This is a genomic window from Streptomyces sp. 2A115, from assembly GCF_052245575.1.
GTDB lineage: Bacteria > Actinomycetota > Actinomycetes > Streptomycetales > Streptomycetaceae > Streptomyces.
Map to the genome: position 1 here is coordinate 1 of NZ_JBQQCG010000128.1, position 23,792 is coordinate 23,792.

Consider the following 23,792-nt stretch of genomic DNA (forward strand, 5'->3'; position numbering starts at 1 on the left):
CCACTGCCCGTCGGTGAGTTGCCTGCGCGTCACGGTCATCTTCCTACCGGATCCGCCTTCCAGAGGTATCAGGATCGGCAAGATTGATCACGACGTCACACAGGCCCTAGTAGGGCTTGGTCAGGTGCGTATTGGTGTGGGATCGGCTGTGGCCACCACCAGGCGGACGTTCCCCCCACCAGCCCAGCCGGGCCTCGGCGGCCCAAGGAGCGCGCCGCTTGCCCGACGAATGGATTTGCCCCCTGACTCCGGTCAGGGGGCAAATCCATTCGTCGGGCGAGCGCTATACGCGGCGCTGTATCTCGTCGAGCAGTCCTGCCTGGCACAGCATGTCTTCGTGCGGTGCCAGGCCCGTGCGTACAGCGACAGCGAAGGCGTCCACAGCCGCGGACACCTGGTCCACAGGGCGGAGCGTTATCTCCTCGACCCCACCGCGCCGTTCGAGACGCAGCACGGGAGTGTGGCCGGAAGGTGGGGTGAAAGCACGTGGGACGGTGAGCCGGCCCGTGCTACCCCAGAACGTGTAGACGTTCCGATAGGCATGATCTAGGCCGTAGACCAGTTGGGCGGACAGGCCGTCGGGGGTCGACAGCAGTGCGGTGCCAGCCGTGTCCACCTCGTCCTGCGGGCCCCGGGCCGCCGTGGCGCCGACAACCCGCAGCTCATGGCCAAGGGCGAGCAGCGCCGCGCGGACCGGATAGACGCCCGTGTCCCACAGGGCTCCACCGCCCAGTGCCGGCCGGTAGCGGATATCAGTGGGAGACAGCCGGGGGACGGCGAAGGCTGCCTCGAAGTGCTGGAGCCGGCCGATCGCGCCGGACTCCACCAGTTTCCGTGCCTGAGCATGCTGAACGTGGTGCACGAACAGTACGTTCTCCACCAGGGCGAGCCCCTGGGACCCCGCGAGGGCCAGTAGTTCGGCCGTCTCGTCCCGCTTCATGGCGAGCGGCTTCTCCGCCAGCACATGCTTGCCCGCGAGCAGCGCAGCTCTCACCCACTCGGCGTGCAGGGCCGCGGGCAACGGCACGTATACGGCCTCGACCTCGTCGTCCGCCAATGCTGCGGCGTAGCCGTGCATCGCGCGGCAGCCGTACTCGCGGGCCAGTGACTTCGCCTTGTCCTTGTCACGGCTGGCCACGGCGATCACCGTGGTGAGGGCGGAGGCGGCGAATCCCGGCAACATCCGTCGTCGGGCGAAGTCGGCAGTCCCGAGGACGGCGATGCGCACCGGCTCCATCAGATGGTCACCGCACCGGTGTTGAGCACCGCCAGCAGCGTACGGGCCTGCACATTGACGTAGTGGCTGTGTTGCGTGAGGGAATGCAGCTGGCCGGGTGTGACCCAGGCGTAGCCGGGCGGTGGGACGAGGGGCGCCTCGCTCTCGTCCGCCTCCACAAACAGATAGCGGCTCTCTGCCTTGAGGAAGCGGCCGCCCTCCTCCGAATGCAAGGCCTCGTAGCGGATGCGGGAAGGATCCGCGGACAGGACGAGGTCGAGGAAGGAGGGACGGTCGGGTCCCATTCTGTGCGCGTAATTGGAGGGTGTGCACTGAATGGTCGGAGCCAGCTCGACCGTGTCGAGGAAGCCGCCCTCCAGCTTGGCGTGTGCCAGCAGATGCGGTACTCCGCCGATGCGGCGGGTCACGAAGGCGGCGACTCCGATCCCGGACGGCTCGAACAACGGCTGGCTCCAGCCGCCCACTTCCCGGTTGTCAGCCTCGACCGAGACCGCCACCACGCGGAAGTAGCGGCCTTGGACATGTTCGATCACCGACTCGTCGCGCACCCAGTCGGCGACCTGTGCCAGCGGCATGAGCTCCGCGCGCACGTCGTGTCCAGAGCGCTCGGCGGTGAACCAGGACCGCAGTTGGGTGTCAGAGGAGAGCGCGTCTGCCTCCGTGTACGCGGTAGGGGCACAGGCCAGGACAGTTCTCGCGTCCATGTTCACCACGTTGTCACGACGCAGGAGTTCACCGATCTGTCCAAGGGTCAGCCAACAGAAGTCCTCGTCGAGCGGGACGTCCTCGTCCGTTTCGACGATCATGTTGCGGTTGGACTTGCGGAAGAACCAGGAGCCGTGCTCGGACTGCAGCACGTCGGCGAGCACCCGGCCGCGGCCGGGGTGTACGAAGTAGCCGATGTACTTGACGTCCGCGCCCCGGTGCACCTTGGTGTAGTTGCTGCGCGTGGCCTGCACCGTCGGGGACAGCTGCAGCAGATTGGGGTTTCCCGGCTCCATCTTGGCCTGCATCAGGAAGTGCAGTACCCCGTCGAACTCCTTGGCCAGGATGCCCAGGATGCCGACTTCGGGCTGCCTGATGATCGGTTGCTGCCACTGCGGCACCAATCCAGTGCCGGTGTGGGCGGACAATCCCTCGACGGTGAAGAACTTCCCGCTGCGGTGGGTCAGGTTGCCGGTGTTCGCTTTGAAAGACCAGCCGTCCAGCTCCGCGAAGGGAATGCGCTCCACGCGGAAGCGATGGGCTCGCTTCCGGTCCCGGAGCCAGCCGGAGAAGTCGTCCGTACGCAGTTGGGCACCGGCCCCGGTGGAGCCCGCCGAGCGGGCGAAGCGGTGCGCAAGGCCCGTGTCCTCGCGTGGGCGCAGCGCCGCTGTATTCGTGCTCATCCGCGCGCCCCCACAAACTCCTTCACCGTGGCAATCACGTAGTCGAGCATCTCGTCGGTGAGCCCCGGATACACCCCCACCCAGAAGGTCTGGCCGGTGATGACGTCGGAGTTGGCAAGGTCACCGACGACACGGTGCGGCCGGCCGATGTAGGCGGGGTGCCGGGTGAGGTTGCCCGCGAACAGCCGACGGGTGCCGATCTTCCGCTCCTCGAGATGGTGCACCAACTCGGCTCGGCTGAACGGCGCTTCGCCGTCTACCGTGATCACGAACCCGAACCAGCTGGGATCACTGCCAGGCGTTGCCTCGGGCAGCAGCAGGTGGGGCAGACCGTCCAGCCCTTCTCTCAGCCGCCACCAGTTGCGCTTGCGCGCCTCGATGAACCCGTCGAGCTTGTCCAGCTGGGTCAGTCCCAGGGCCGCTTGGAGGTCGGTCGCCTTCAGGTTGTAGCCGACGTGCGAGAAGATGTACTTATGGTCGTAGCCCTCCGGGAGCGTGCCCATCTGGTACTGGAAGCGCTTGAGGCAGGTGTTGTTCTTGCCCGGCTCGCACCAGCAGTCCCGGCCCCAGTCGCGCATCGACTCCACGATCCGCGCGAGCTTGAGGTCGGAGGTCAGTACGCATCCGCCTTCGCCCATCGTGAGGTGGTGGGCGGGGTAGAAACTGACCGTCGTCACATCACCGAAGGTTCCCGTGAGCTGCCCCTTGTAGGTGGACCCCACGCCGTCACAGTTGTCCTCGACGAAGTACAACCCGCGGTCCTTGGCAAGCTGGGCGATCTCGGCTGCCTCGAACGGGTTGCCGAGAGCATGGGCGATCATGATCGCGCGGGTCTTCGGGCCGATGGCCTCGGCCACCCTGTCCGCTGTGGTGTTGTACGTTCCCAGTTCCACATCGACGAAGACCGGGACCAGGCCGTTCTGCACGATCGGGTTCACTGTGGTGGGGAAGCCCGCCGCCACGGTGATCACCTCGTCCCCCGGCTGCAGCCTCCGGTCCTCGAAGAGGTGCGAGGTGTAGGCGGAGAGCGCCAGCAGGTTGGCCGAGGAGCCGGAATTGGTCAGGTGCGCCTTGCGCCGCTTGAGCCGGCGGGCGAAGGCCGACTCGAACTTCCGTGAGCTCGGGCCGGCCGCGATCCGCATGTCCAGCGCGGCCTCGACCAGTGCCACCCTGTCGTCGGCGTCGAGGACAGCACCGGAGGGCCAGATCTCGGTGACTCCCGGCACGAATCGTCCGTCGGACCGCTGGTCCAGGTGGTACTTGCGGACCTCGTCCAGGACCAGCGCCTTGTGCTCGCTCATCGGTTCTGCCTTCTTACCCACGGGCCTGCTCCTTGGATGCCTTCCACCAGTGCACGTTGTCGCGGTACCAGGCGACGGTGTCGGCCAGTCCCTGGCCGAATTCGATCCGCGGGGTGTAACCCAGCTCTTCGCGGATCTTGGTCTCGTCGAGCGAGTAGCGCAGGTCGTGGCCCTTGCGGTCCGCGACACGGCGGATCCGGGCGTGGTCCGCGCCGCACAGCTCCAGCAGCCTCTCGGTGACGGCGAGGTTCGTCTGCTCGTTCCCGCCGCCGACGTTGTAAATCTCGCCCGCTCGGCCCCGGGTGAGGACCAGTTGGATTGCCCGCGAGTGGTCGTCGACGTGCAGCCATTCCCGGACGTTGAGGCCGTCACCGTACAGCGGGACCTGCTCGCCCTCCAGCAAGTTGGTGATGAACAGCGGGATGAGCTTTTCCGGATGCTGATGAGGGCCGAAGTTGTTGGAGCAGCGGGTGATCGACAGATCGAGTCCGTGGGTGCGCCAGTAGGCCCGGGCTATCAGGTCGGAGGCAGCCTTCGACGCGGCGTACGGGGAGTTGGGCAGCAGTGGCCACTCCTCGGTCCAGGAGCCTTCGGGAATGGACCCGTACACCTCGTCGGTGGAGACGTGCACCACTCGTGCCACGCCCGCCGCCACGCACGCGTCCAGAAGGACCTGGGTGCCCTGGACGTTCGTACGTATGAAGGCGTCGGCAGATGCCAGGGAACGGTCGACGTGCGACTCGGCGGCGAAGTGGACGACCGCGTCGTGGCCGGGAAGCAACTCTCGGAGCAAGTCCCGGTCGCAGACGTCGCCCTCGACGAGCTCGAGCAGCGGGTGTCCGAGCGGAACGTTGTCCCGGTTGCCCGCGTAGGTGAGTTTGTCCAGCACCGTGACCCGGGCCTGCTCGTATCCCGGATAACCCCCGGCCAGCATGGTACGGACGTAGTGCGATCCGATGAAGCCGGCGCCGCCGGTGACCAGGATCCTCATGCGGCCACCTCGACACGGGTGTGGTCGCCGACCATGAGCCGGTGATGGGCTTCCGCGTGGTCACTCGGCCCGACCCTGGCGGAACGGCCGATGAGGGAGCCGTGCAGGCCGGGAACCTGTGTGATCGACGCGCCTGCCATGACGATGGAGTCGGCCAGTTGGGTGGCCCGCAGAACGCAGTCGCTGCCTATGGAGGCGTCCGGACCGATCCTGCTGTCCTCGACGAGGGTGCCCGCGCCAATGATCACCGGGCCGACGATGCGTGAGCGCACCACCCGTGCTCCGGGCTCGATGACCACGGGGCCGATTAGTTCGCTTGTACCGTCGACGTCTCCGTCGATACGTGTGGCCAGCTCCCCGAGGAGCCGCCGGTTGCACTCCAGGACGTCGTCCGCCTGCCCGGTGTCCTTCCAGTAGCCGTCGTACTCTCCTGCCCGGACGTCCGCTCCCTGGGTGACCAACCACTGGATCGCGTCGGTGATCTCCAGCTCGCCCCGGGCGCTGGGCTCGATGGCGGCGACCGATTCGTGAATGGCGGAGGTGAAGAAGTACACGCCGATCAGGGCGAGATCGCTCCGCGGCTGCTGAGGCTTCTCCACCAGCGCTGTGACGGCGCCGTCCGCGTCCAGTTCGGCGACCCCGAACGCCCGCGGGTCGGGCACCTTGCACACCACGACCTGGGCGGCCGGCCGCTGCACGCGGAACTCCTCCGCGATCTCCCCGATGCCCTGCGGGAGCATGTTGTCGCCGAGGTACATGACGAAGTCGTCGTCGCCGAGGAACGGGCGGGCCAGTTCCACGCAGTGGGCCAGACCCAGCGGCTTGTCCTGCTGGATGTAGGTGATCCGCGCGCCGAGGCTGGAGCCGTCACCAAGGGCCTCCTCGATCGCCGGAGCCCAGTCGCCGACGATCACGGCGATGTCGGTGACCCCCAGTTCGACGATGTTCTCCAGGGCGTAGACCAGCACTGGTTTGTTCATGATCGGAATGAGTTGTTTTGGCATCGAATAGCTGAAAGGGCGGAGGCGGGTACCCGCCCCACCCGACAGCACTAGAGCCTTCATGGCAGCGCCTTCCTTGCAGCAATGGAGTGTGTGCCTCGGGTCGCTTCCTGCCAAGAGGCCAGAATTCCCGCGGATTTGGCTTCGAGAACACCGGGAGCCGTCGCGTCCTTGGGGGACATCAGCGGAGTTTCACTGAAGCCCCAGGGGAGAGCGAGATCGGGGTCCAGAGGATTGATGTCGATCTGAGTTCCGGGTACATGTTCGCTCGACAGGACGTAGCAGATACTCGTGTCGTCGACGAGGGTGAGGAATCCGTGCCCCACGCCCTCGGGGATGTAGACGGATCGGCCCGACCCGGCGTCGAGCACGTTGGTCTCATATGCGCCGAAGGCGGGTGAGCCGACCCTCAAGTCCACAATGACGTCGCGCAGTGCGCCGCGGACGCAGGTGACGTACTTGGCCTGCCCTGGTGGTATGGCCACGCCATGTATGCCGCGCAAGGTGTTGCGGCGCGACGAGGAGTAATTGATCTGTCTGGGAACGAAAGGATGCCCCAGTAGTTCTTCGAGCCGATCGGCTCGAAGCCCCTCGAAGAAGTTCCCGCGCTCATCGGTGTGTGGGGCAGGCGTGATGACATACGCCCCGGGGACTGCGGTTTCGGCGATACGCACGGACAGGCCGCCTCTCCTTCTCGCGACCCGTCAGGCCCTCGTACCGGCACCTCGGTGCTCGACCGCCTTGCGAAGTTCGTCCGCTACGGTCCGCACCTCGGCGTCGTCGAGGCCCTGGTGCAGAGGCAGCAGCAGCGTGGTGCTCGACGCGGTGTCCGTATTGGGGAGCACCGCGCCGCCTCCGCGGTAGGCGGGCACCTTGTGCAGCGGTGGGTACCGGAAGGTGGTGTAGATGCCCTTCTCAAGGAGATCCGCGGCCACCTGGTCGCGGACCGCCGCATCCAGCTGCACCCAGTAGAAGTAGTACGTTCCGGTGTGCCCGGCGGGCAGCGCGGGAGGCAGCCGGATGCCGTCGGCGTCGGCAAGCAACCGGTCGTACTGCTCGGCGACCGCCCGGCGTCGCTCGACGAACTCCGGGAGCCTGCGCAGTTGTACGCTGCCTATCGCCGCTGTCAGATCATTGCCGATGATCCGGCGACCGAAGTCCTGAACGTTCAGCTCCCACCACCGGTGGGACACCTTCGCCGCCGCGAAGCCGCTGGACTGCTCGAGGCCGTGGTAGGCGAGTCGGCGTGCCCTGCGGGCGAGTTCGGCGTCCCGTACATAGAGCATGCCGCCGTCCCCCGTGACGAGGACCTTCATGGAGTCGAAGCTCCACATCGCCACGTCGCCGAAGGTGCCGGCTTTCTTCCCGTCCACGCCGGAGGCTACGGCGCACGCGGCGTCCTCGATCAGCCGTACATCGCGCGTACGGCACAGGTTGGCGATGGCGGCGATGTCACCGGGGTGCCCGCCGTAGTGCAGCAGCAGGACCGCCTTCGTCCTGGGCGTCAGCGCACGCTCCACGTGCGCGGCGGTCGGGTTGAGCGTGTGGGTGTCCACGTCGCAGAAGACCGGCCGGGCCCCCGTGGCCGCCACGGCGTTGCCGGCGGCGACAAAGCTCACGGCGGGGAGCACCACGTCGTCGTCCGGCCCGAGACCAAGGAGTTCGGTGGTCAGGAACAGGCCGGCGGTGGCCGAGCTGATGAAGATCGTATTCTCTGGCGCCACATCAAGGTGCGCGGCGAACTGGGCCTCGAACTCCTTGGTTCGAGGCCCGTGCCCCAGCCAGTTGCTCTCGAACACCTCGGAGACAGCACTGAGCTCCTCGGCGCCCAGGCTGGGCTGGAAGACGTTGATCATCATGATGCTCCGATCGGAAAATACGTGCGTGAGCCGTCGCGAAGGCAGATGGTGGGCAGAAATGCAAAACAGCCGCATTTCGCGTAAGGCCGGCCAACCCACCGGTGAATTCTCGTCAACTCGGCACCATTGATCCCGACGAGCCGAAGGGGAATACCGAAACGGAATTCGATGATATCGCCACGGGGCCATCTCAAGTGGCACCGAGGAACCTACACCCCGCAATCGGATTCCGAGTAACGGCATGGTAATCACGCGCTCTTGGGAAACGTCCGACGATAACTGGGGGCGTGCCCGAGTATGACGAAGACCCGCCACTGGGTGATCGAGTCCGGTCGCTCGGACGATCACAGGGCGGGCCTGTCAATCTGTCATGTCGTACGTACTCAAGGGTGCGTTATCCGGCCCCCGCGACGCGTCACTGGTTGAGGAAGCCTCCGTCCACGGGCAGTACTGCACCCGTCAGGAAGGGGCTGCGGTCACTCAGCAGCCAGGCTGCGGCCGCCGCGACCTCCTCCGGTTCGGCGATCCGGCCCTGCGGCGTCATAGCGTTGACCAGCCCTTTCAGACCGGGATTGCGTCCGAGCCAGTCGTCGGTGATCTCACTGCGTGTGGTGCCAGGCGCGACCGCATTCACCCTGATGCGCTGCTGAGCGTATTCGTCCGCGGCGGCCCGGGTGAGACCGATGACCGCGTGCTTGGACGCCACGTACGGGGCTGCCGCGGGAATCGCCACGAGGCCTCCCACACTGCTGTTGTTGACGATGGTCCCCCCGCCGTTCGACAGCATCGCGGCTATCTCGTACCGAAGGCAGTTCCATACACTGCGCACGTTGGCTTCCATGATGGCGTCGTAGACGTCGTCCGTCATCAGATGCATCGGCGTGCGGTCGCCGCCCACCCCCGCGTTGTTGAAGGCCGAGTCCAGACGGCCGTAGGTTGCCACCGCGAACTCCACCGCTCGAGCCGCGTCCGCCGCCACGGTGAGATCGCCGACCGTGTAGACCGCGCGGGCTCCCTTGTCCTGCAGCTCACCTACCAGGGCGGCCAGTCGCTCCTCCCGGCGGGCCACCAGGACCACTGCCGCACCCTCCTCGGTGAACACCTTCGCCGCCGCGGCACCGATACCGCTGCTCGCCCCCGTGATCAGGACGACTTTTCCCATCAGAAGGTCACTAGTCATAGGGGAAGTCTGCAGACTGGTCCCAGTAATGACAATCCTCCTCAGTTCGGGCCTGGACTGCCGGCCGGGTCACGGAAAGGGGCGGGGCGGGCACGCGCACAGCACCCCAAAGCCCTGACGAGATCGGCGGGTTCGGGCAAGGCGCCCTCAAGCGAACGGCCCTCGAGCACCACCAGCGCCACACACTCCATGAGCAGAGTGACGACCACGGTCTCGTGTTCGGGCAGGAGCGCCGTCATCTCACGATGCGCCCGTGGACCCCCGGAATGGCCGACGAGGGCCAGGGCCTCCGCCATGACCTGGCGGCCACGGCGCAACAGGGCTGACCGCAGGGCCGGATCCCGTCGTTCCCGCGGGTACAGCGCTGCCGGCAGAGCAGCCACATACGACGCGATCACGGCGGCCTCGAACGGGTCGGTCCGCTCCTGGCCGACCGGGATCGATCCGGCCTGTGCGTGCAACCTTCGTGCTGCCGACCTGGTCAGGCCTTCGTTCAGTGCCGCGGCGAACTCGCGCCCGGCGACCGCTTCCCAGAAATCCGCCGGTCCTTCTGCTCCGGCTCTGGTGACCATGTCGTGGCGGGTCATCGGTGGTCAGCCCTGATCTGCTGGAACCCGCCATGGAAGAACAGCAGCCCGGAGGAGTCGGACGAGCTGCCGAAGTTCACCACACCGCCGATGAATATGGAGTGGTCGCCGGAGTCGTGGGTCTCCGCCAGTTCGCACTCGAGCCACGCTGACGCACCGTGCAGCAACGGGGCTTGAGTGACCGGTCCGGGCCGCCAGTCGAGCCCGCTGAACTGCTCCGGCCCCAGCGGCCTGTTCTTGTCGGCGAAATGACGTGCCAGATGTTCCTGATCGGCACTCAGGACGGAAATCCCGAAGGTGCGCGACGCCATAACCGCGCCATGCATGACCGCATCATGCGATACGCAGCAGAGCACCGTCGCCGGTTGGAGTGACACGGAGTTGAACGCATTTGCGGTCATCCCATGGATTCGCTCACCGCCAACGCTCAACACGATGACACCGGTCGCGAAGCGCGACATCACCTCGCGCATCGAAGACGGAGACGTCGGGATTCGATCGACGGTTTCCTCAGCTGATACAGACCTCATACCGGACCCTTCGAGAGACGCATGCGAAAAACATAAGGCAGGCAATTCTTCGGGCGCCCATCATGGGGTAACTGCCTGTGCAGTCAGAGCTCTTTCCGACAGCGGGGGCGGCGCGCGGAGGTGCGGTCACGAGTACCGCATTGCCTGACGATGACCGGGGGGTGGGAAGCACGGCCCAAACTTGCACGGAAGCTTGCACAGTTCCACGCCTCGGCCCGGGCCAACCGGGCGACGAGAGCCCGATCCAAGAGAATGGGAGTGGTTTCTCCATGGCCAGTACCACTGACGAGCTCGTCCAGGGAGTCATCGAGCACGCCGAGCACTATGTCGAGGCATTCAACTCGGGTGATGCCGCTGCCGTCGACCTGCTGTACACCGATGACGCGGTCTCCGTATGGGAGAAGGGGAAGCCCGTCGGCGGCCAGGAGCGCAGAGACGGTCTGGCGGCGTTCCTCGCTCAGAAGCCGGTCATGAAGACCACGATTCTCGAGTCCTATGTGACCGGCGATACCGCCCTGCTGGTCGTCGACTGGGCCATCGAGGTCACCGCGGCGCCGGGCGGGCCCGAGCACCACAAGGGCATCGGACTCGACGTGCTGCGCCGTGGTGGCGACGGCAAGTGGCGCTTCGCCATCGACAACCCGCACGGCAAAGACATCTGACGTCCCGCCAGGTTCTGGCATACGACAAATGAATGGAGGAGCTTCCGCTATGAGTAAGGCTCTTGATCTGACCCTCACCGATGACCCGGATCAGCAGAACGACGTCTTCGTCGCCGCATTCAATTCAGGTGACGGCACCATCTTCGACCAGCTGTACCGCGACGACGCGATCTCGAACCTCAGCGGAAAGCCGCTCAACGGCGCTGAGCGCAAGAAAGCCATCACCGAGTTTCTCGCCACCAACCCGAGGCTGAATTCCAAGGTCCAGCAGACCTATCGCACGGGCGACACCTCGCTGCTGATCGTGGAGTTCCATCTCGAAATCACCGGCGAGGACGGCACTCCGGCGAAGATCGACGGCACCTGCACCGACGTTCTCGTTCGCGACGAGAACGGCAAGTGGATTATGGCGATCGACCGCCCGGTCGCGGACGAGCCAGCCGCGTAACCACCACACAGCGAGGGCCGAGGCCTCTTCACGACGGGAATTCACACCCTGCGCCGGTGTCTTTGACCCGGCGCAGGGCCCTGCTCGTCCCAGGTCGGTCAGCTATGGCACAACGGACGGGTGATACGCGCACCCGAGATTTCACGAGACTGGAGCATGATGGATTCTTTGACTGAGGCGTTGCTCTCGGGCGCGTCCGCAGAGGCTCTGGAGCGGGAGGAGGTGCCGGAGTACTACACCGCCGCTCATCTGCGAGCCGAGGACACCGGTCTCTTCGCCGGGTCCGACGACAAGGACGTACGTAGGTCCATCCGTGTCGGGCAGGTCCCGATGCCGGAACTGGCCCCGGACGAGGTGCTGGTCGCGGTGATGGCGAGCGCCATCAACTACAACACCGTCTGGTCCGCCACGTTCGAGCCGGTCCCGACCTTCAAGTTCCTCGAGCGCTTCGGGCGCCAGGGCGGCTATGCCGCCAGGCACCACCTTCCCTACCAGGTCATCGGATCCGACGGTGCCGGGGTGGTAGTCCGCGCGGGCGCCGGCGTACGGCGCTGGCAGGCTGGAGACCATGTCGTCCTCAGTTGCGTCCAGGTCGACGAGTCCGAGCCGGCCACCCACGCGGACGCCATGCTCGGCGCCGAACAGCGCATCTGGGGCTACGAGACCAACTTCGGCGGGCTGGCCCACTACACCGTCGTCAAGGCCAGCCAACTGCTGCCCAAGCCAGGCCATTTGACCTGGGAGGAGTCGGCCGGCGTGATGCTCACGGCGGCCACGTCGTACCGGATGCTGATCAGTGACAAGGGTGCCCGCATCAAGTTGGGCGATGTGGTGCTGATCTGGGGTGCGACAGGTGGACTCGGTGCATTCGCGGTGCAGCTCGTCAAACAGGCCGGAGGCATTCCGGTCGGCGTGGTCGGCTCGGAGCAGAAGGCGAAGGTGCTCCAGTCGCTGGGCTGCGACGTGGTCATCAACCGTGCGGAGATCGGTCTCGGCGGGGCCACGACCCCTCAGGAGACGATCGAGCAGGGGAAGCGACTGGGCAGGATCATCCGCCAGGAGGTGGGCGAGGACCCAAGTGTCGCGTTCGACTACATAGGCCGTGCCACGTTCGGTATCTCGGTGTTCACCGTACGACGTGGCGGCACAGTGGTCACGTGCGGATCGAGCACCGGTTACCAGCACGAGTACGACAACCGCTACCTGTGGATGAACTCCAAGCGCATCGTGGGCAGCCACGCCGCGAACCTCCAGGAGCAGGCGGAATGCAACCGGCTCGTCGCTCTCGGCAAGTTGGCTCCGGTGCTCTCCCGCGTGTACGACCTCGACGACGTGGGCGAAGCGGCCCGCCTCGTGCAGACGAACCAGCACACCGGCAAGGTCGGGGTGCTCTGCCTGGCGCCCAGGGAAGGTCTGGGAGTCACCGATCCCGCGCTGCGGGAGAGGATCGGTGCCGCTGCGCTGAATCCGCTGCGGAGCGTCTGACGTGTCGGGAACAGAGCAGTCCATCGGAATTCTGAGCACCGGTTCCTACGTGCCCAAGGAGGAGATCACCAACGCGGAGATAGCCGCCCGGGTCGGTGTCACGACAGAGTGGATCGAGGAACGGACACAGATTTCCGTACGCCGTTACGCCGCCCCCGACGAGGCTACTTCGGACCTTGCCGTACGGGCCGCCGCACGAGCGCTGGATGCGGCCGGCATGAATGCGCGGCAGATCGACTTCCTGATCGTGTCCACGTCGACCCCGGACTCGCCCCAGCCGCCCACGTCCTTTCACGTCCAGCACGCTCTGGAGGCCGATCGGGCGGTCTGCTTCGACGTCAACGTCGTGTGCAGCGGATTCGTCTACGCTCTGGCGATCGCCCGAACCCTGATTGCCCAGCACCCCGGCCACCGTGCCCTCGTCGTGGGCGCCGACGTCTACTCACGGATCCTGGACTTCTCGGACCGCCGTACCGCTGTGCTGATGGCAGACGGCGCCGGCGCCGCCGTGGTCGGAGCGGTCGGGGAACCGTACGGCTTCATCGACTTCGAGCTGAGCAGCCGGGGCGAGGCACGTCATCTGATCAGGGTTGAGGCTGGAGGAAGCAGGCTTCCGGCCTCCGCGCAGACCCTTGCCGAGGGCGGTCACTTCTTTCGGATGGAAGGCCGTGGGGTACGGGATTTCGTCCTGGAGAACTTTCCCCCCTTGCTCGGCACACTGTCCGAGCGCACGGGCATCACTCCCGAGCAGATCGACCACTTCGTGCCGCATCAGCCCAACGGCGTCATGCTGTCGCAACTCGTCGAGCTCTCCGGTCTCGGCTCCGCGCACACACACCGCACCCTCGAGCGCTACGGAAACACAGGCAACGCAGCCGTGGCCCTCACACTCGACGACGCCCATCGCCAAGGACACCTCAAGGACGGCGACTTCGTGCTGCTCGGCGGCTTCGGCGGCGGCATGTCCATCGGCGCCGGCCTCATCCGCTGGGGAGTGACGTCATGACTACAACAGCTCAGAGCACCCCGGACATCCAACGTGTGGGGATAGTCGGATGCGGGCTGATGGGCTCCGGGATCGCGGAGGTCTGTGCGAAGGCGGGTCTGAACGTGACCGTCGCAGTCTCGCGCCCTACGTCGATCGCACCGGGCCGGCAGCGTATCGAGACCTCACTCGGCCGGGCGGTGGCCAAGGGGAGGTTGACCGAGGCCGAGCGCGACGCGGCGCTGGGCCGCATCTCGATGACGTGCCACCTCGACGAACTGGCCGACCGGCAGTTCGTCATCGAGGCCATTCACGAGGACGAGGCAGCCAAGGTCGGCCTGTTCGCCGCGCTGGACCGTATCGTCGAGGCACCGGACGCGATCCTGGCGTCCAACACCTCGTCCCTGCCCATCATGCGCCTGGCCCGTTCCACCTCCAGAGCCGGCCGCGTCGTCGGCGTGCACTTCTTCAGTCCGGTGCCGGTGCTGCCGCTGGTGGAGCTGACCAGTTCCCTGCAGACGGACGAGGACGTGAGCGACCGGGCCGAGCGGTTCGTGACCGACGTGCTGGGTAAGCAGGTGATCCGTACCCCGGACCGAGCCGGCTTCGTGGTGAACGCGCTGCTCATCCCCTATCTGGTATCCGCCGTCCGCATGGTGGAGTCCGGGTCCGCCTCCGCCGAGGTCATCGACCAGGGCATGCGCCTCGGCTGCTCGCACCCCATGGGCCCGCTCCAGCTGGCGGACCTTATCGGGCTCGATGTCGTGGCATCGATCGCCGACTCGCTCTACGACGAGTTCAAGGAGCCTCTGTACGCGCCTCCGTCGCTGTTGATCCGCATGGTCGAGGGCAACATGCTCGGGCGGAAGACAGGACAGGGGTTCTACACGTACGCCCGGTGACGGCTCGGCGGAGCCTCCAAGCAGTGGAGCCGGTCGGCAAAAGGAGCCACACACGATGGCCGGCCGGTGCCCCCGCCAGGGCGGGCACCGGCCGGCCATCAGCTGCCTCACAGGACAGGAGACTCCGGGTCGAGGCCGAGGATGACCCGGCCCTGGACCTCGAGGTTGGTGCCCGGCGTCATCATGCCGTGCAGCGAGAGGCCTTGCAGGTCCCGGTAGAACCTCTGGAAGTGAGCACTGCGAGCCAGCGCGGACGCGCCGCTCACGGAGTGCAGCAGCTCGACCGCTTCCTTGACCAACTGGATCGCGTAACCGCAGCGTCCGTGGATCGTGGCCCTATCCTCGGGAGTCGGGTACTGACCCGCGTCGGCCTTGCCCTGCAGCAGTTCGACCACCTGCGCCGCGAGTGCCCTGGCTGCCACGATCTTGTTTTCCGCCGTCGCCACGTTTATCTGTGTCACCGGGTGCCGGCTCTGGTCCTCCCAATGGGTATAGGCGATGGCCCTGCCCGGCAGTCGCTCGAGGAACAACTCGTACGCCGCCTGCGCCATGCCGATGTACGCGGCCACACCCTCGGCCATGACGAATCCGATGAGACCGTAGTTCCGGCCGGTCGCGCCGGAGTTCCAACGGTCACCGGTCATGCCTTCGACCGCGGACTCTCCGTCGGCGACACGATACGCAGGCACGAAGACGTTCCGGGCGGTCGTCGTGGAGCTGCCCGTGCCTATGGCCGCCGAGACATGCCAGTCGTCGGCGATCTCCAGATCCGCCATCGGAACCAGGGCGAAGACCAACTCCACCGTTCCGTCCGGCTTCTCGAGCAGTGCTGCAAGGAGATCCCAGTCGGCCCCCCGGCAGCCGGTGTTGAAGCGCCACGAACCGTTGAGGAGATAGCCGCCCTCGGCGGGGGTCAGGGTGCCGCCAGGGGTGAAACCGCCCGACACGCGGACCGCCCCCGACGCGAACACCTCCTCCTGTGCCCGGTCCGGGTACAAGCTGACCATCCACGCAGTCGACACCCACGCAGCCGCGGTCCAGCCTGTCGAGCCGCAGCCGCGAGAGATCTCCTCCAGCACCGCGAACTGATCGGACAACGGGAGATCCAGTCCCCCGAATCGGCTCGGCACGGCCATCCGGAAAACCCCGGCCTTGTCGAGCAGTTCAATGTTCTCGTCCGGAATCCAGCGCCGGTCCTCAGCTTCTCGTCCGTTTCCTCGAAGTGTCGGGACGATATCCGTCACCGCATCGAGCACGGGTGCCGAACTAATGTGGTTCATGGCCATTGTGCTGCCTCCTCGGCTACTCCTTACGATGTGCGCTGGAACGGTACTCCCTCAGCACGAGGCATCAACAGGTCACGCAGTCATGGACCAGTAATCGCGGAACCCTCACACAGTCCCGAAGAACGGAAATCCTGAGGAACCACCGGGAATTAGCAGGAGGAAGAACTCCTCTGCACGTAATTGCCGACCTATTACCGCATCGTGACCGCGCAATGCCAGTGGCTAAATTCAACCTCCGCTAAGGTTGCTCCGGGCAGCACACCCAGCGGAATCGTGCGAACTCAGCCAGCACTCATCATTTCTCGCCACCGCGACACGATTAGGTGCCGGCTCCGACGGGGGAAGGGAAACGGATGACGCCCCTGGACTCGAGGGGAAGAGCTTAGACCGGGCACCGGCCTGCCGTACCAGGCGGATCCGACTGGTCTTCGCTGCCGCGACGGCGTAAATGCATTCTCGACAGCGCGGAGCAGTGGACGCGATGACATCCGTTATTCCCGCGCCCCGGAGAGCGCCCAAATCCCGCTGCCGCGCCATGCACTGAGATCGCCACCCCATACAGCTGTCGCAGGACAGACTCTCCAAGGAAGGCATCATGAACGCCGAAAACAACGTGCCCAGGTCCGGCCCCAAACATGCCACTTCTCGCCGGACCGTTCTGAGAACCGCCGGTGCCACAGCGCTGGCGGCCTCGTTCGGTGCCACCGCGTTGGGTACGGCCCACGCGGGCCAGGACGACGCCACCGCAGACGTCGACAACGATGTGATCGTCATTGGAGCCGGCTTCGCAGGTGTCACCGCTGCCCGCGAGCTGTCGGCCATGGGCCTCAGGACGCTGATCCTCGAGGGGCGCAAGCGGATCGGCGGCCGCGTGTGGACCACGACCTTTGCCGGTGAGCAGGTGGAGCTGGGCGGCACTTGGGTCGACGAGAGACAGCCCAACGTGTGGAAGGAGATCCAGCGGTACGGTATCAAGCTGACCACGGACGTCGTACCGACGCGCGCCATTCTTCCCACCGCTACCGGGTTCGGCGACTTCGACCCGGCAGTGGCGTATGCGCGCCAGTCCGAACTGTTCACTCCGCTCTTCGACGGCTCGAGGGAGTACTTCGAGAAGCCCTACGAACCGCTGTACCGCGAGGCCCTGGTCCGCGACCGTGACAAGCTCACGATGCGGGCTCGACTCGACCAGATGCGCTACTCCGCGGATGAGGAGCGCTGGATTCTCGGTTCGGTCGGCGCACTGACCGGTTCGCCCACGACCATCGGACTGGCCACCATGGCCCAGTGGTGGGCGCTGTCGGGCTGGAACTACGACGGCTACACCGGAGTCAACACCTATCGACCGGAGGTGGGTTCGACAGGGCTGCTCAACGCCATACTCAAGGACTCCACCGCACGCTTGAGCCTTGACTCTCCGGTCGCCTCCGTGGCAGACGACGGTACGAAGGTGATCGTCACCACACGGGCGGGGCAGGTCCACACCGCGCGGGCCGTGGTGGTCGCCGTCCCCGTCAACCTGTGGAACAGCATCAAGTTCACACCGGGACTGCCCGCCGAGTACACCAAGCTCTCCACCGACGGACTGGGCGTACGGTCGTCCCAGAAGTTCCTGATGCACGTTCGGGGAACGAATCTCGACCAGTTCTACGTGGAGGCGCCGCCCGGCTCCCCTGTGGCCCTGGCACTGCCGTTCAAGGCGCGCTCGGACGGGAACATCATGATCGGTTTCTCGGCCAGCACGACCTTCGACGCGTCCAACCGCGCGGATCTGCAACGCGAGATGCGGAAATTCGTTCCCGGTATCGAGGTCGTGGCGGTCAAGGCGCAGCACTGGGGTCAGGATCCGTTCTCCAAGGGCGGATGGGCGGTACGGAAAGCCGGCATCCTGACCGGCCCGCTCAAGGCGGTTCAACAACCCTGGGGCAAGGTAGCGTTCGCGAGCAGTGACATCGCGGTCGGCTGGCACGGGTTCATCGACGGCGCCATCGAGTCCGGATTCACCGCCACCTCACAGGTCGTCAAGACCCTTGGTCTGTAAGAGTTCCGGTCCTGTACACCGCATTCCGGTGGGCACAGCACCCTGATTACCAGTTCGTGACTGTGCGTTGGGGCGGTGATGCCTAGCCTCCATTTGCGTTTTCCCTTTGGATCGCATCTCTGAATTCTTTCCAATCCGGACGAGAGGGTCATCCATGACGACACCGCCCACCACACTATTCGGTTACGACTACTACCAGAACCCGTACCCGACGTTCAACTGGCTTCGCGAAAACTCGCCGATGCACGAGTTCCGGTTTCCCGTCGGGGACATTCCCATGTGGATCGCGACGCGCTTCGACGATGTGCACCAGCTGATGGGGGATGCTCGCTTCAGTACCAGTCCCGCCTGGGCCAGCAAGGAGTTCACCGAGGCCGGGATGAAGGTCGGCGAGGGGACCGCGGTCGAGCAGATCATCACCATGCTCGACCCACCGGATCACACGCGCGTGCGCCGGCTGGCCATGAGCACCTTCACGCCACGGCGGATAGCGGAATGGGAAGAGCCGACCGTGCGGATCGTCGAGGAGGCCCTGGACGATCTCGCGAAGCAGGACGAGCCCGATGTCATGGACTTCGCCGGCGCGATCCCCGCACAACTGATGGGCCGCATCCTGGGCTTTCCGCTGGACCGGTACAACGAGATGCTGCACGCGATGGAGCGTGCGTTCCACACCGACCCCGGCCACGAGGACGACTCACGGCGGGCGTTCGAGGAGATCGCCGAGTACGGCCGGGACCTCATCCGCGAGAAGCGCCGCAGCCCGGGCGACGACCTGACCTCCGCGCTGGTGCAGGCTCGTGACGGGGGTGACCGCCTGGACGAGGATGAACTCGTCGCCATGCTGGCCGTGTTGATCATGGCCGGTCTGGACACCACGCGGAATCTGATCGCCACCTCTGTCCTATCCCTGCTGGAGAGGCCGGACCAGCGCGAGCTGCTGGTGGAGCGTCCCGACCTTGAGAGCTCGGCGATCGAGGAGTTCCTGCGCTTCAACGGCGGCGTGGCCGTGGCCTTCTTCCGGTTCGCGAAGGAGGACATGGACTTCGCCGGCGTGTCCTTGCCTGCGGGGGCTCCGGTGATCGCCGCCATCGCGGCCGCCAACCGTGATCCGCGGCGCTGGCCGGACGCGGACCGCCTCGACATCACCCGCACCGGGCCGCGCCATGTGGGCCTGGGACACGGGCTGCACAACTGCCTCGGAGCCGCCCTGGCCCGGCTGGAGGCGACCGTCGCCATCCCGGCATTGGTACGCCGCTTCCCGCACATGCGGCTGGCGATGCCGAGCACCGAAATTCGCTACGACGAGATGTGGCTGGTGCGCAGCATCCAAAAGCTCCCGGTCCTGCTGCACGGCGACACATCCCGCTGACATGACAGAAGGAGTGAACCGGGTGACGACGACGCTCCGGGTCGACAAGAGTGCGTGCATCGGTTCCGGGCTATGTGCCGCCATGCACCCACAGCTGTTCCGGCTGGCGGACGACGGGTTCGGTGAACCTGTGCGGCATGAGCTGACCGACGCCGACGCCATCGAGTCGGCGCAGGATGTCGCCGCCTGCTGCCCGGGCGAAGCCGTGGTGGTGCGGGAGCCCGGCACGGACTGATCCGTGTCTCCGTACGGAGCCTTACCGCACAGGCACACTGAAAGTGGTCCCCAGAACCTCGAGTTCTGGGGACCACTTTCAGTGTGCGAGGGGATCAGAGGAATGGAGTGTCCGGGTCGAGCCCGAGCAGGACGCGCCCGTACAGCTCCATGTTCGCGTCCGGCGCCATCACGGCGTGCATCGAGATGCCCTGAACGTCTCGGAAGAAGCGCTGGATGGGCAGGGCTCGCGAGATGGCCGACGCACCGCTCGCGGTGAACAGCGTCTGGGTCGCCTCCTTCGCCAGCCGGACCGCGTAGCCGCAGTGGCCGCGCAAGGCGGCCTTCTCCTGGACCGACAGCTGCTCGCCGGCGTCGGTGCGCCGCTGCAGCACCTCCACCTCTCCGGCGAGCAGGGCGCGAGCCGCCGCGATCTGGCTGGCCGCAGTGGCCACCTGCGTCTGGGTCAGCGGATGCAGACTCTGGTCCTGCCAGGAGGTGTAGGAGATCGGCCGGCCCGGCACCCGTTCCACGAACAGCTCGAACGCGCCTTGCGCCATGCCGATCAGGGTCGCGGTGGATTCCGCCATGACGACACTGACCAGGCCGTAGTCCCGCCCCTCGCCGGAGGCGGTGGGGCCGCCCCCGCCGGCGGTGAGGGCCGTGGCCATGGAGATCACCCGGTGCTCGGGGACGAAGACGTCGACCGCCGTCGTGGTGGAGCTCCCGGTGCCCGCCGCCGCCATGGTGTGCCAGTCGTCGGCCGTGGCGAGCTCGGACATCCGCACGACAGCCATGACCTGGTCTTCGGTACCGTCCGGGTGCCGCAGGTTGGTCGCCGTCAGATTCCAGTCGGCGCCACGGCAGCCGGTGTTGAACCGCCAGGAGCCGTTGAGGAGGTATCCGCCCTCGGTGCGGACCAGCGTGCCGGAGGGGGTGAAGCCCCCTGAGACGCGCACTGCGCCTCCCGCGAAGACCTCTTCCTGAGTCCGTTCGGGGTAGAGACGGATCATCCAGGCGCCGGTGATCCAGCCTTCACTGACCCATCCCGTCGATCCGCAGCCACGGGATATCTCGAACAGAATATCGACCTGGTCGGCGACGGACAACTCAAGTCCGCCGAACTTCTTGGGCACCGCGGCCCTGAAAACACCTGCCTTGTCGAGCAGTTCGACGTTCTCGTCGGAAATCCAACGCCGCTCCTCACCGTCCTGTCCGTTCTCCCTGAGCGTCGGTACGGCCGCCCTCACCGCGTCCAGAACCGATGAGATTTCCGTGTCAGTCATGGTGGTACGCCTCCTACTCGGTTTCCTCGTAAGGATGTCCTGCGGGCACCCACAAAGCGGTAACCGCCGGATTCCTCACCTGCTCTCACCTGTGTGCCGGAGCGGGGAAGTAGCCCGAATCCACGAAGAATTCGAGGTACTTTCGGAAGAGTTCTCCGGTAACGGCCGGGCAGGTGATGCCACTTCCCTCCAGTGCTGCCACCGTCTCGGTGGTGGACATCGCCGGATAGAAGGACTCGCTGTCCGCAATGAGCAGTTCGACGGCTTCGAGCAGAGGGGACGCGGAGTTGTCCGGTTGGGAGGCGATGAGGTCGAACCAGGCACCGTGGCCCAGCTCGCCCAGTGGATAGCCGTGGTCACGCAGGCGCGCCACGATGTCAACCGGCGCCACATGACTGTCGTTGTAGAGATGGAAGCTACCGCCCGCCGCCTCGGCCCGCCGGGATATGGCGATGAGCGCGGCACTGGCGTAGTCCACCGGCATCAGGCGGAAGACCCCGGGCAGCCGCTCCGGAGCGGAACCCGCCTGCAGGATGCCCTTGATGGTCAGCCACACGAAGTCTCGGGTCTGGCAAGCGCCGTTGACCTGATCGCCGGCGATCTGGTCAACGCGGTAGACGTTCACCGGCAGGCCGCGCTCGCGGGCGATGCCGATGATCTGTTCCGTGACCCACTTGCTCTGGGTGTAGCCGTTGGGTAGTGCCTCGCCCGGTCCCGTCGGGTCGGTCACCTCCAGAGGGACGCCCCTGGTCACCGGACCCGCGAAGACGCCGGTGGTCGACACATAGTGGAGCGGGACGGTGCGGTGCCGTGCGGCCAGCCGCAGCAGTTCCTCCGTGCCGGTGACATTGGCGGCCTTGACCGTCGCGTACGGGTGGATCCAGTTGACCGATGCCCCGGGGTGGTAGACGACGTCGGCCGTGTAGGCCAGAGCGTCGAACCGCTCCTCGGTCAGGCCGAGCCGGGGTGCGGCGAGGTCGCCGACGACGATACGCAGCCGGTCCTGGTCGATCTCGTCCCAGATGCGGTACCACTCGAGGTTGGCACGCACCCGCTCCAGCGCCTCGCTCTCGTCGGCCGCGCGCACCAGGCAGTGCACCCTTGCGCCGGTCGTAAGCATCAGGTCGCGCAGGACGAACGCGCCGAGGAATCCGGTGGCACCGGTCAGCAGCGCGTCCTCGGGGTCCTTCACCACGGTGACGACCCGGTCCGCCGGGCGGATGTCGTCGGCCAGCGTGATCTCCTCCCGGAAGTCGACCTGCGGGGCACGGTCGCCGGCCGCCCCCCGCACCAGTTCGGCAAGCAGGTGCGCGGCCAGCGCCCCGGGTGAGGGGTGGTCGAAGACCAGGCTGGCCGGGAGTCGGGTGCTGACCACGTCGCCGAGCCTGTTGCGCAGTTCGACGGAGGTCAGCGAGTCGAATCCCAGCTCGGGCAGGGGCTGGTCCTCGCGGATGCCCGTGGCGTCGAAGTGCCCCAGCACCGCGGCCACTTCGCCGCGTACCACGTCCAGAACCGCGCGGTACTGCCCGGCCTCGTCGAGGCCCGCGACCAGTGCGTGGAGCGTGTCGGCGCTCAGACCCGACTCGCGCACCTCGCGGCGTACCGGTGTCCGCGCCAGGTGCCGGAAGAGCAGCGGCACCGCGGCGGACTGCTCCCTGAGCGCTTGGACGTCGACGGGCACACCGACCAGTGCCGGGTGGCCGAGGGCCATCGCCGTGTCCAGCATCCCCGGCCCCTGGTCGGAGGAGACCAGCCGGAAGCCGGCCCGCACGATGCGGTCGACGTCGGCCGCGTCGAGGTTGGCGGCCATGGCGCTCAGTTGCTCCCACAGACCCCAGGCCACCGAGGTCGCCGGCAGACCGTGCGCTCTGCGGTGCTGGGCGAGGCCGTCGAGGAAGGAGTTGGCGGCCGCGTACGTGGACTGGCCCGCGCCGCCTATGACGCCGGCGAGGGAGGAGAACAGCACGAACGCCGATAGGTCCAGATGCCGTGTCAGTTCGTGCAGGTGCCAGGCCGCGTCCGCCTTGGGGCGCAACACCGCGTCCAGCCGCTCGGGGGTCTGCGCGGTGATCAACCCGTCGTCGAGGACGCCCGCGGCGTGCACCACGCCGGTCAGCGGCCGGTCATCGGGAATCCGGGCGAGCAGTTCTTCGAGCGCGGCCCGGTCGGTGGTGTCACAGGCGGCGACGGTGACCCGGGCGCCCAGTGCGGTGAGGGAGTTCCGCAGCTCTCCCCCACCGGGGGCGGCCAGGCCGCTGCGGCTGGTGAGCAGCAGGTCCTTCACTCCGTGCTCGGCGACCAGGTGGCGGGCGAACAGCGCGCCGAGGGTTCCGGTGCCGCCAGTGACGAGGACCGTGCCCTCGGGGTTCCAGGTACCGCTGGGCGTGGTGCCTTGTGTGGGGGCCGCGACGCGGACCGCCCGCGGTACCAGGACCCTGCCGCCCCGGATCGCGGCCTGGGCCTGGCCGGAGCGCACCAGCGCGTGCAGGGCCGCGCGGGAGACGTCATCGCCGCCGGTGCCAGTGCCGGTGCCGGAATCGGAGTCGGCGTTTGTGTCTGTGTCTGTGTCTGTGTCGACCAGGACGAAGCGGCCCGGTGACTCGGACTGGGCCGAGCGCAGCAGTCCCCAGACGGCGGCCCCGGCGAGGTCCGTCACGTCCTCGTCGCCCACGGCCACCGCGCCCCGGGTCACCACCACGAGCGGGGTGTTCTCCAGCCGTGCGTCGGCCAGCCACTCCTGGACGAGCCCGAGGGCGCGGTGGGTGGCCTCGTGCACCGCGTCGACGACGCTGCCGTCCGGTGCGTTCAGTGCGTCCGGGGCCGGCCCGTGCCACGACAGAACGGCCTCGAAGGGTGTCCCGGCCTCCACCGTCTTACCCGCGGCCGACACGTCGTTCACCTGCTCGGCGTCGAACGGACCGGTGCCCAACTGCGCCCAGAAGGGCGCCTCATGGTGGTCGGGCAGCCCCAGGGGCCGCCAGTCCACGTGGGGCAGCGCGTCGTGGTCGCGGGCGCCGCTCACGTCCAGTTCGGCCGCG

Annotated in this window: 21 protein-coding genes; 8 read left to right on the forward strand and 13 right to left on the reverse strand. The window is 66.7% G+C overall.

Annotation, left to right across the window (positions count from 1 at the left end):
* Positions 1-283: 283 nt before the first annotated feature.
* The 10 genes from ACTWQR_RS52160 to ACTWQR_RS52205 form a co-directional block, all read right to left on the reverse strand.
* On the reverse strand, positions 284-1,237 hold the full coding sequence (locus ACTWQR_RS52160) for a Gfo/Idh/MocA family protein (RefSeq protein WP_443234398.1): 954 nt from the start codon (positions 1,235-1,237) through the stop codon (positions 284-286).
* Entirely contained in the window at positions 1,237-2,625 is a 1,389-nt protein-coding gene (locus ACTWQR_RS52165) for an NDP-hexose 2,3-dehydratase family protein (protein WP_443234399.1), read from the reverse strand. The genes ACTWQR_RS52160 and ACTWQR_RS52165 overlap by 1 nt, the downstream gene beginning before the upstream one ends.
* Complete coding sequence (gene rfbH, locus ACTWQR_RS52170) at positions 2,622-3,926, reverse strand: lipopolysaccharide biosynthesis protein RfbH (RefSeq protein ID WP_443234417.1); 1,305 nt, start codon at positions 3,924-3,926, stop codon at positions 2,622-2,624. Before rfbH ends, ACTWQR_RS52165 begins: the two co-directional genes overlap by 4 nt.
* A gap of 13 nt (positions 3,927-3,939) precedes the next feature.
* Positions 3,940-4,917, reverse strand: coding sequence for a dTDP-glucose 4,6-dehydratase (gene rfbB, locus ACTWQR_RS52175; protein ID WP_443234400.1), 978 nt, complete (start codon positions 4,915-4,917; stop codon positions 3,940-3,942).
* Positions 4,914-5,981 (reverse strand): glucose-1-phosphate thymidylyltransferase, encoded by a 1,068-nt coding sequence (locus ACTWQR_RS52180; RefSeq protein ID WP_443234401.1) that lies wholly within the window; start codon positions 5,979-5,981, stop codon positions 4,914-4,916. Before ACTWQR_RS52180 ends, rfbB begins: the two co-directional genes overlap by 4 nt.
* Complete coding sequence (locus ACTWQR_RS52185) at positions 5,978-6,592, reverse strand: dTDP-4-dehydrorhamnose 3,5-epimerase family protein (protein WP_443234402.1); 615 nt, start codon at positions 6,590-6,592, stop codon at positions 5,978-5,980. The genes ACTWQR_RS52180 and ACTWQR_RS52185 overlap by 4 nt, the downstream gene beginning before the upstream one ends.
* Positions 6,593-6,622: 30 nt before the next feature.
* On the reverse strand, positions 6,623-7,777 hold the full coding sequence (locus tag ACTWQR_RS52190; protein ID WP_443234403.1) for a DegT/DnrJ/EryC1/StrS family aminotransferase: 1,155 nt from the start codon (positions 7,775-7,777) through the stop codon (positions 6,623-6,625).
* A gap of 415 nt (positions 7,778-8,192) precedes the next feature.
* On the reverse strand, positions 8,193-8,957 hold the full coding sequence (locus tag ACTWQR_RS52195; RefSeq protein ID WP_443234404.1) for a glucose 1-dehydrogenase: 765 nt from the start codon (positions 8,955-8,957) through the stop codon (positions 8,193-8,195).
* 41 nt (positions 8,958-8,998) lie between these two features.
* Positions 8,999-9,544: a hypothetical protein gene (locus ACTWQR_RS52200; RefSeq protein WP_443234405.1), complete on the reverse strand. Its 546-nt coding sequence runs from the start codon at positions 9,542-9,544 to the stop codon at positions 8,999-9,001.
* Positions 9,541-10,017, reverse strand: a complete 477-nt coding sequence (locus tag ACTWQR_RS52205; protein WP_443234406.1) for a flavin reductase family protein — start codon at positions 10,015-10,017, stop codon at positions 9,541-9,543. Before ACTWQR_RS52205 ends, ACTWQR_RS52200 begins: the two co-directional genes overlap by 4 nt.
* Positions 10,018-10,343: 326 nt before the next feature.
* Here ACTWQR_RS52205 and ACTWQR_RS52210 point away from each other — a divergent pair, with 326 nt between their 5' ends.
* The 5 genes from ACTWQR_RS52210 (at position 10,344) to ACTWQR_RS52230 (ending at position 14,556) form a co-directional block, all read left to right on the forward strand.
* Entirely contained in the window at positions 10,344-10,736 is a 393-nt protein-coding gene (locus ACTWQR_RS52210; protein ID WP_443234407.1) for a YybH family protein, read from the forward strand.
* Between the two features lie 49 nt (positions 10,737-10,785).
* A complete protein-coding gene (locus ACTWQR_RS52215) occupies positions 10,786-11,184 on the forward strand; it encodes a YybH family protein (protein WP_443234408.1) in 399 nt (132 codons plus the stop codon).
* A 159-nt stretch (positions 11,185-11,343) separates the two neighbouring features.
* On the forward strand, positions 11,344-12,669 hold the full coding sequence (gene ccrA / locus ACTWQR_RS52220; protein WP_443234418.1) for a crotonyl-CoA carboxylase/reductase: 1,326 nt from the start codon (positions 11,344-11,346) through the stop codon (positions 12,667-12,669).
* 1 nt (position 12,670) lies between these two features.
* On the forward strand, positions 12,671-13,675 hold the full coding sequence (locus tag ACTWQR_RS52225; protein ID WP_443234409.1) for a 3-oxoacyl-ACP synthase III family protein: 1,005 nt from the start codon (positions 12,671-12,673) through the stop codon (positions 13,673-13,675).
* On the forward strand, positions 13,672-14,556 hold the full coding sequence (locus ACTWQR_RS52230) for a 3-hydroxybutyryl-CoA dehydrogenase (RefSeq protein WP_443234410.1): 885 nt from the start codon (positions 13,672-13,674) through the stop codon (positions 14,554-14,556). The genes ACTWQR_RS52225 and ACTWQR_RS52230 overlap by 4 nt, the downstream gene beginning before the upstream one ends.
* A gap of 107 nt (positions 14,557-14,663) precedes the next feature.
* On the opposite strand, the gene ACTWQR_RS52235 is transcribed toward ACTWQR_RS52230, so the two are convergent.
* Complete coding sequence (locus ACTWQR_RS52235; RefSeq protein ID WP_443234411.1) at positions 14,664-15,842, reverse strand: acyl-CoA dehydrogenase family protein; 1,179 nt, start codon at positions 15,840-15,842, stop codon at positions 14,664-14,666.
* A 595-nt stretch (positions 15,843-16,437) separates the two neighbouring features.
* On the opposite strand from ACTWQR_RS52235, the gene ACTWQR_RS52240 reads away from it, so the two are divergent.
* The 3 genes from ACTWQR_RS52240 (at position 16,438) to ACTWQR_RS52250 (ending at position 19,490) form a co-directional block, all read left to right on the forward strand.
* The gene (locus tag ACTWQR_RS52240; protein WP_443234412.1) at positions 16,438-17,883 is read left to right on the forward strand and encodes an FAD-dependent oxidoreductase; all 1,446 of its coding nucleotides are present in this window, start codon (positions 16,438-16,440) and stop codon (positions 17,881-17,883) included.
* Between the two features lie 154 nt (positions 17,884-18,037).
* On the forward strand, positions 18,038-19,255 hold the full coding sequence (locus tag ACTWQR_RS52245; protein WP_443234413.1) for a cytochrome P450: 1,218 nt from the start codon (positions 18,038-18,040) through the stop codon (positions 19,253-19,255).
* A 22-nt stretch (positions 19,256-19,277) separates the two neighbouring features.
* Positions 19,278-19,490 carry a ferredoxin gene (locus ACTWQR_RS52250; RefSeq protein WP_443234414.1) on the forward strand — a complete coding sequence of 71 codons (213 nt, stop codon included), beginning with the start codon at positions 19,278-19,280 and terminating at the stop codon, positions 19,488-19,490.
* Between the two features lie 94 nt (positions 19,491-19,584).
* Here ACTWQR_RS52250 and ACTWQR_RS52255 read toward each other — a convergent pair whose 3' ends face one another.
* Both ACTWQR_RS52255 and ACTWQR_RS52260 read right to left on the reverse strand, forming a co-directional pair.
* On the reverse strand, positions 19,585-20,754 hold the full coding sequence (locus ACTWQR_RS52255) for an acyl-CoA dehydrogenase family protein (RefSeq protein ID WP_443234415.1): 1,170 nt from the start codon (positions 20,752-20,754) through the stop codon (positions 19,585-19,587).
* An 85-nt stretch (positions 20,755-20,839) separates the two neighbouring features.
* Positions 20,840-23,792: thioester reductase domain-containing protein (locus ACTWQR_RS52260; RefSeq protein WP_443234416.1), on the reverse strand; the 2,953-nt coding region annotated here is incomplete at its 5' end.

Bases quoted from the DNA above. Each gene is read 5' to 3' on its own strand.
- ACTWQR_RS52160 (WP_443234398.1), bottom strand. From the start codon at position 1,237: ATGGAGCCGGTGCGCATCGCCGTCCTCGGGACTGCCGACTTCGCCCGA.
- ACTWQR_RS52165 (WP_443234399.1), bottom strand. From the start codon at position 2,625: ATGAGCACGAATACAGCGGCGCTGCGCCCACGCGAGGACACGGGCCTT.
- rfbH (WP_443234417.1), bottom strand. From the start codon at position 3,926: ATGAGCGAGCACAAGGCGCTGGTCCTGGACGAGGTCCGCAAGTACCAC.
- rfbB (WP_443234400.1), bottom strand. From the start codon at position 4,917: ATGAGGATCCTGGTCACCGGCGGCGCCGGCTTCATCGGATCGCACTAC.
- ACTWQR_RS52180 (WP_443234401.1), bottom strand. From the start codon at position 5,981: ATGAAGGCTCTAGTGCTGTCGGGTGGGGCGGGTACCCGCCTCCGCCCT.
- ACTWQR_RS52190 (WP_443234403.1), bottom strand. From the start codon at position 7,777: ATGATGATCAACGTCTTCCAGCCCAGCCTGGGCGCCGAGGAGCTCAGT.
- ACTWQR_RS52195 (WP_443234404.1), bottom strand. From the start codon at position 8,957: ATGACTAGTGACCTTCTGATGGGAAAAGTCGTCCTGATCACGGGGGCG.
- ACTWQR_RS52200 (WP_443234405.1), bottom strand. From the start codon at position 9,544: ATGACCCGCCACGACATGGTCACCAGAGCCGGAGCAGAAGGACCGGCG.
- ACTWQR_RS52205 (WP_443234406.1), bottom strand. From the start codon at position 10,017: ATGCGCGAGGTGATGTCGCGCTTCGCGACCGGTGTCATCGTGTTGAGC.
- ACTWQR_RS52210 (WP_443234407.1), top strand. From the start codon at position 10,344: ATGGCCAGTACCACTGACGAGCTCGTCCAGGGAGTCATCGAGCACGCC.
- ACTWQR_RS52215 (WP_443234408.1), top strand. From the start codon at position 10,786: ATGAGTAAGGCTCTTGATCTGACCCTCACCGATGACCCGGATCAGCAG.
- ccrA (WP_443234418.1), top strand. From the start codon at position 11,344: ATGGATTCTTTGACTGAGGCGTTGCTCTCGGGCGCGTCCGCAGAGGCT.
- ACTWQR_RS52230 (WP_443234410.1), top strand. From the start codon at position 13,672: ATGACTACAACAGCTCAGAGCACCCCGGACATCCAACGTGTGGGGATA.
- ACTWQR_RS52235 (WP_443234411.1), bottom strand. From the start codon at position 15,842: ATGGCCATGAACCACATTAGTTCGGCACCCGTGCTCGATGCGGTGACG.
- ACTWQR_RS52240 (WP_443234412.1), top strand. From the start codon at position 16,438: ATGAACGCCGAAAACAACGTGCCCAGGTCCGGCCCCAAACATGCCACT.
- ACTWQR_RS52245 (WP_443234413.1), top strand. From the start codon at position 18,038: ATGACGACACCGCCCACCACACTATTCGGTTACGACTACTACCAGAAC.
- ACTWQR_RS52255 (WP_443234415.1), bottom strand. From the start codon at position 20,754: ATGACTGACACGGAAATCTCATCGGTTCTGGACGCGGTGAGGGCGGCC.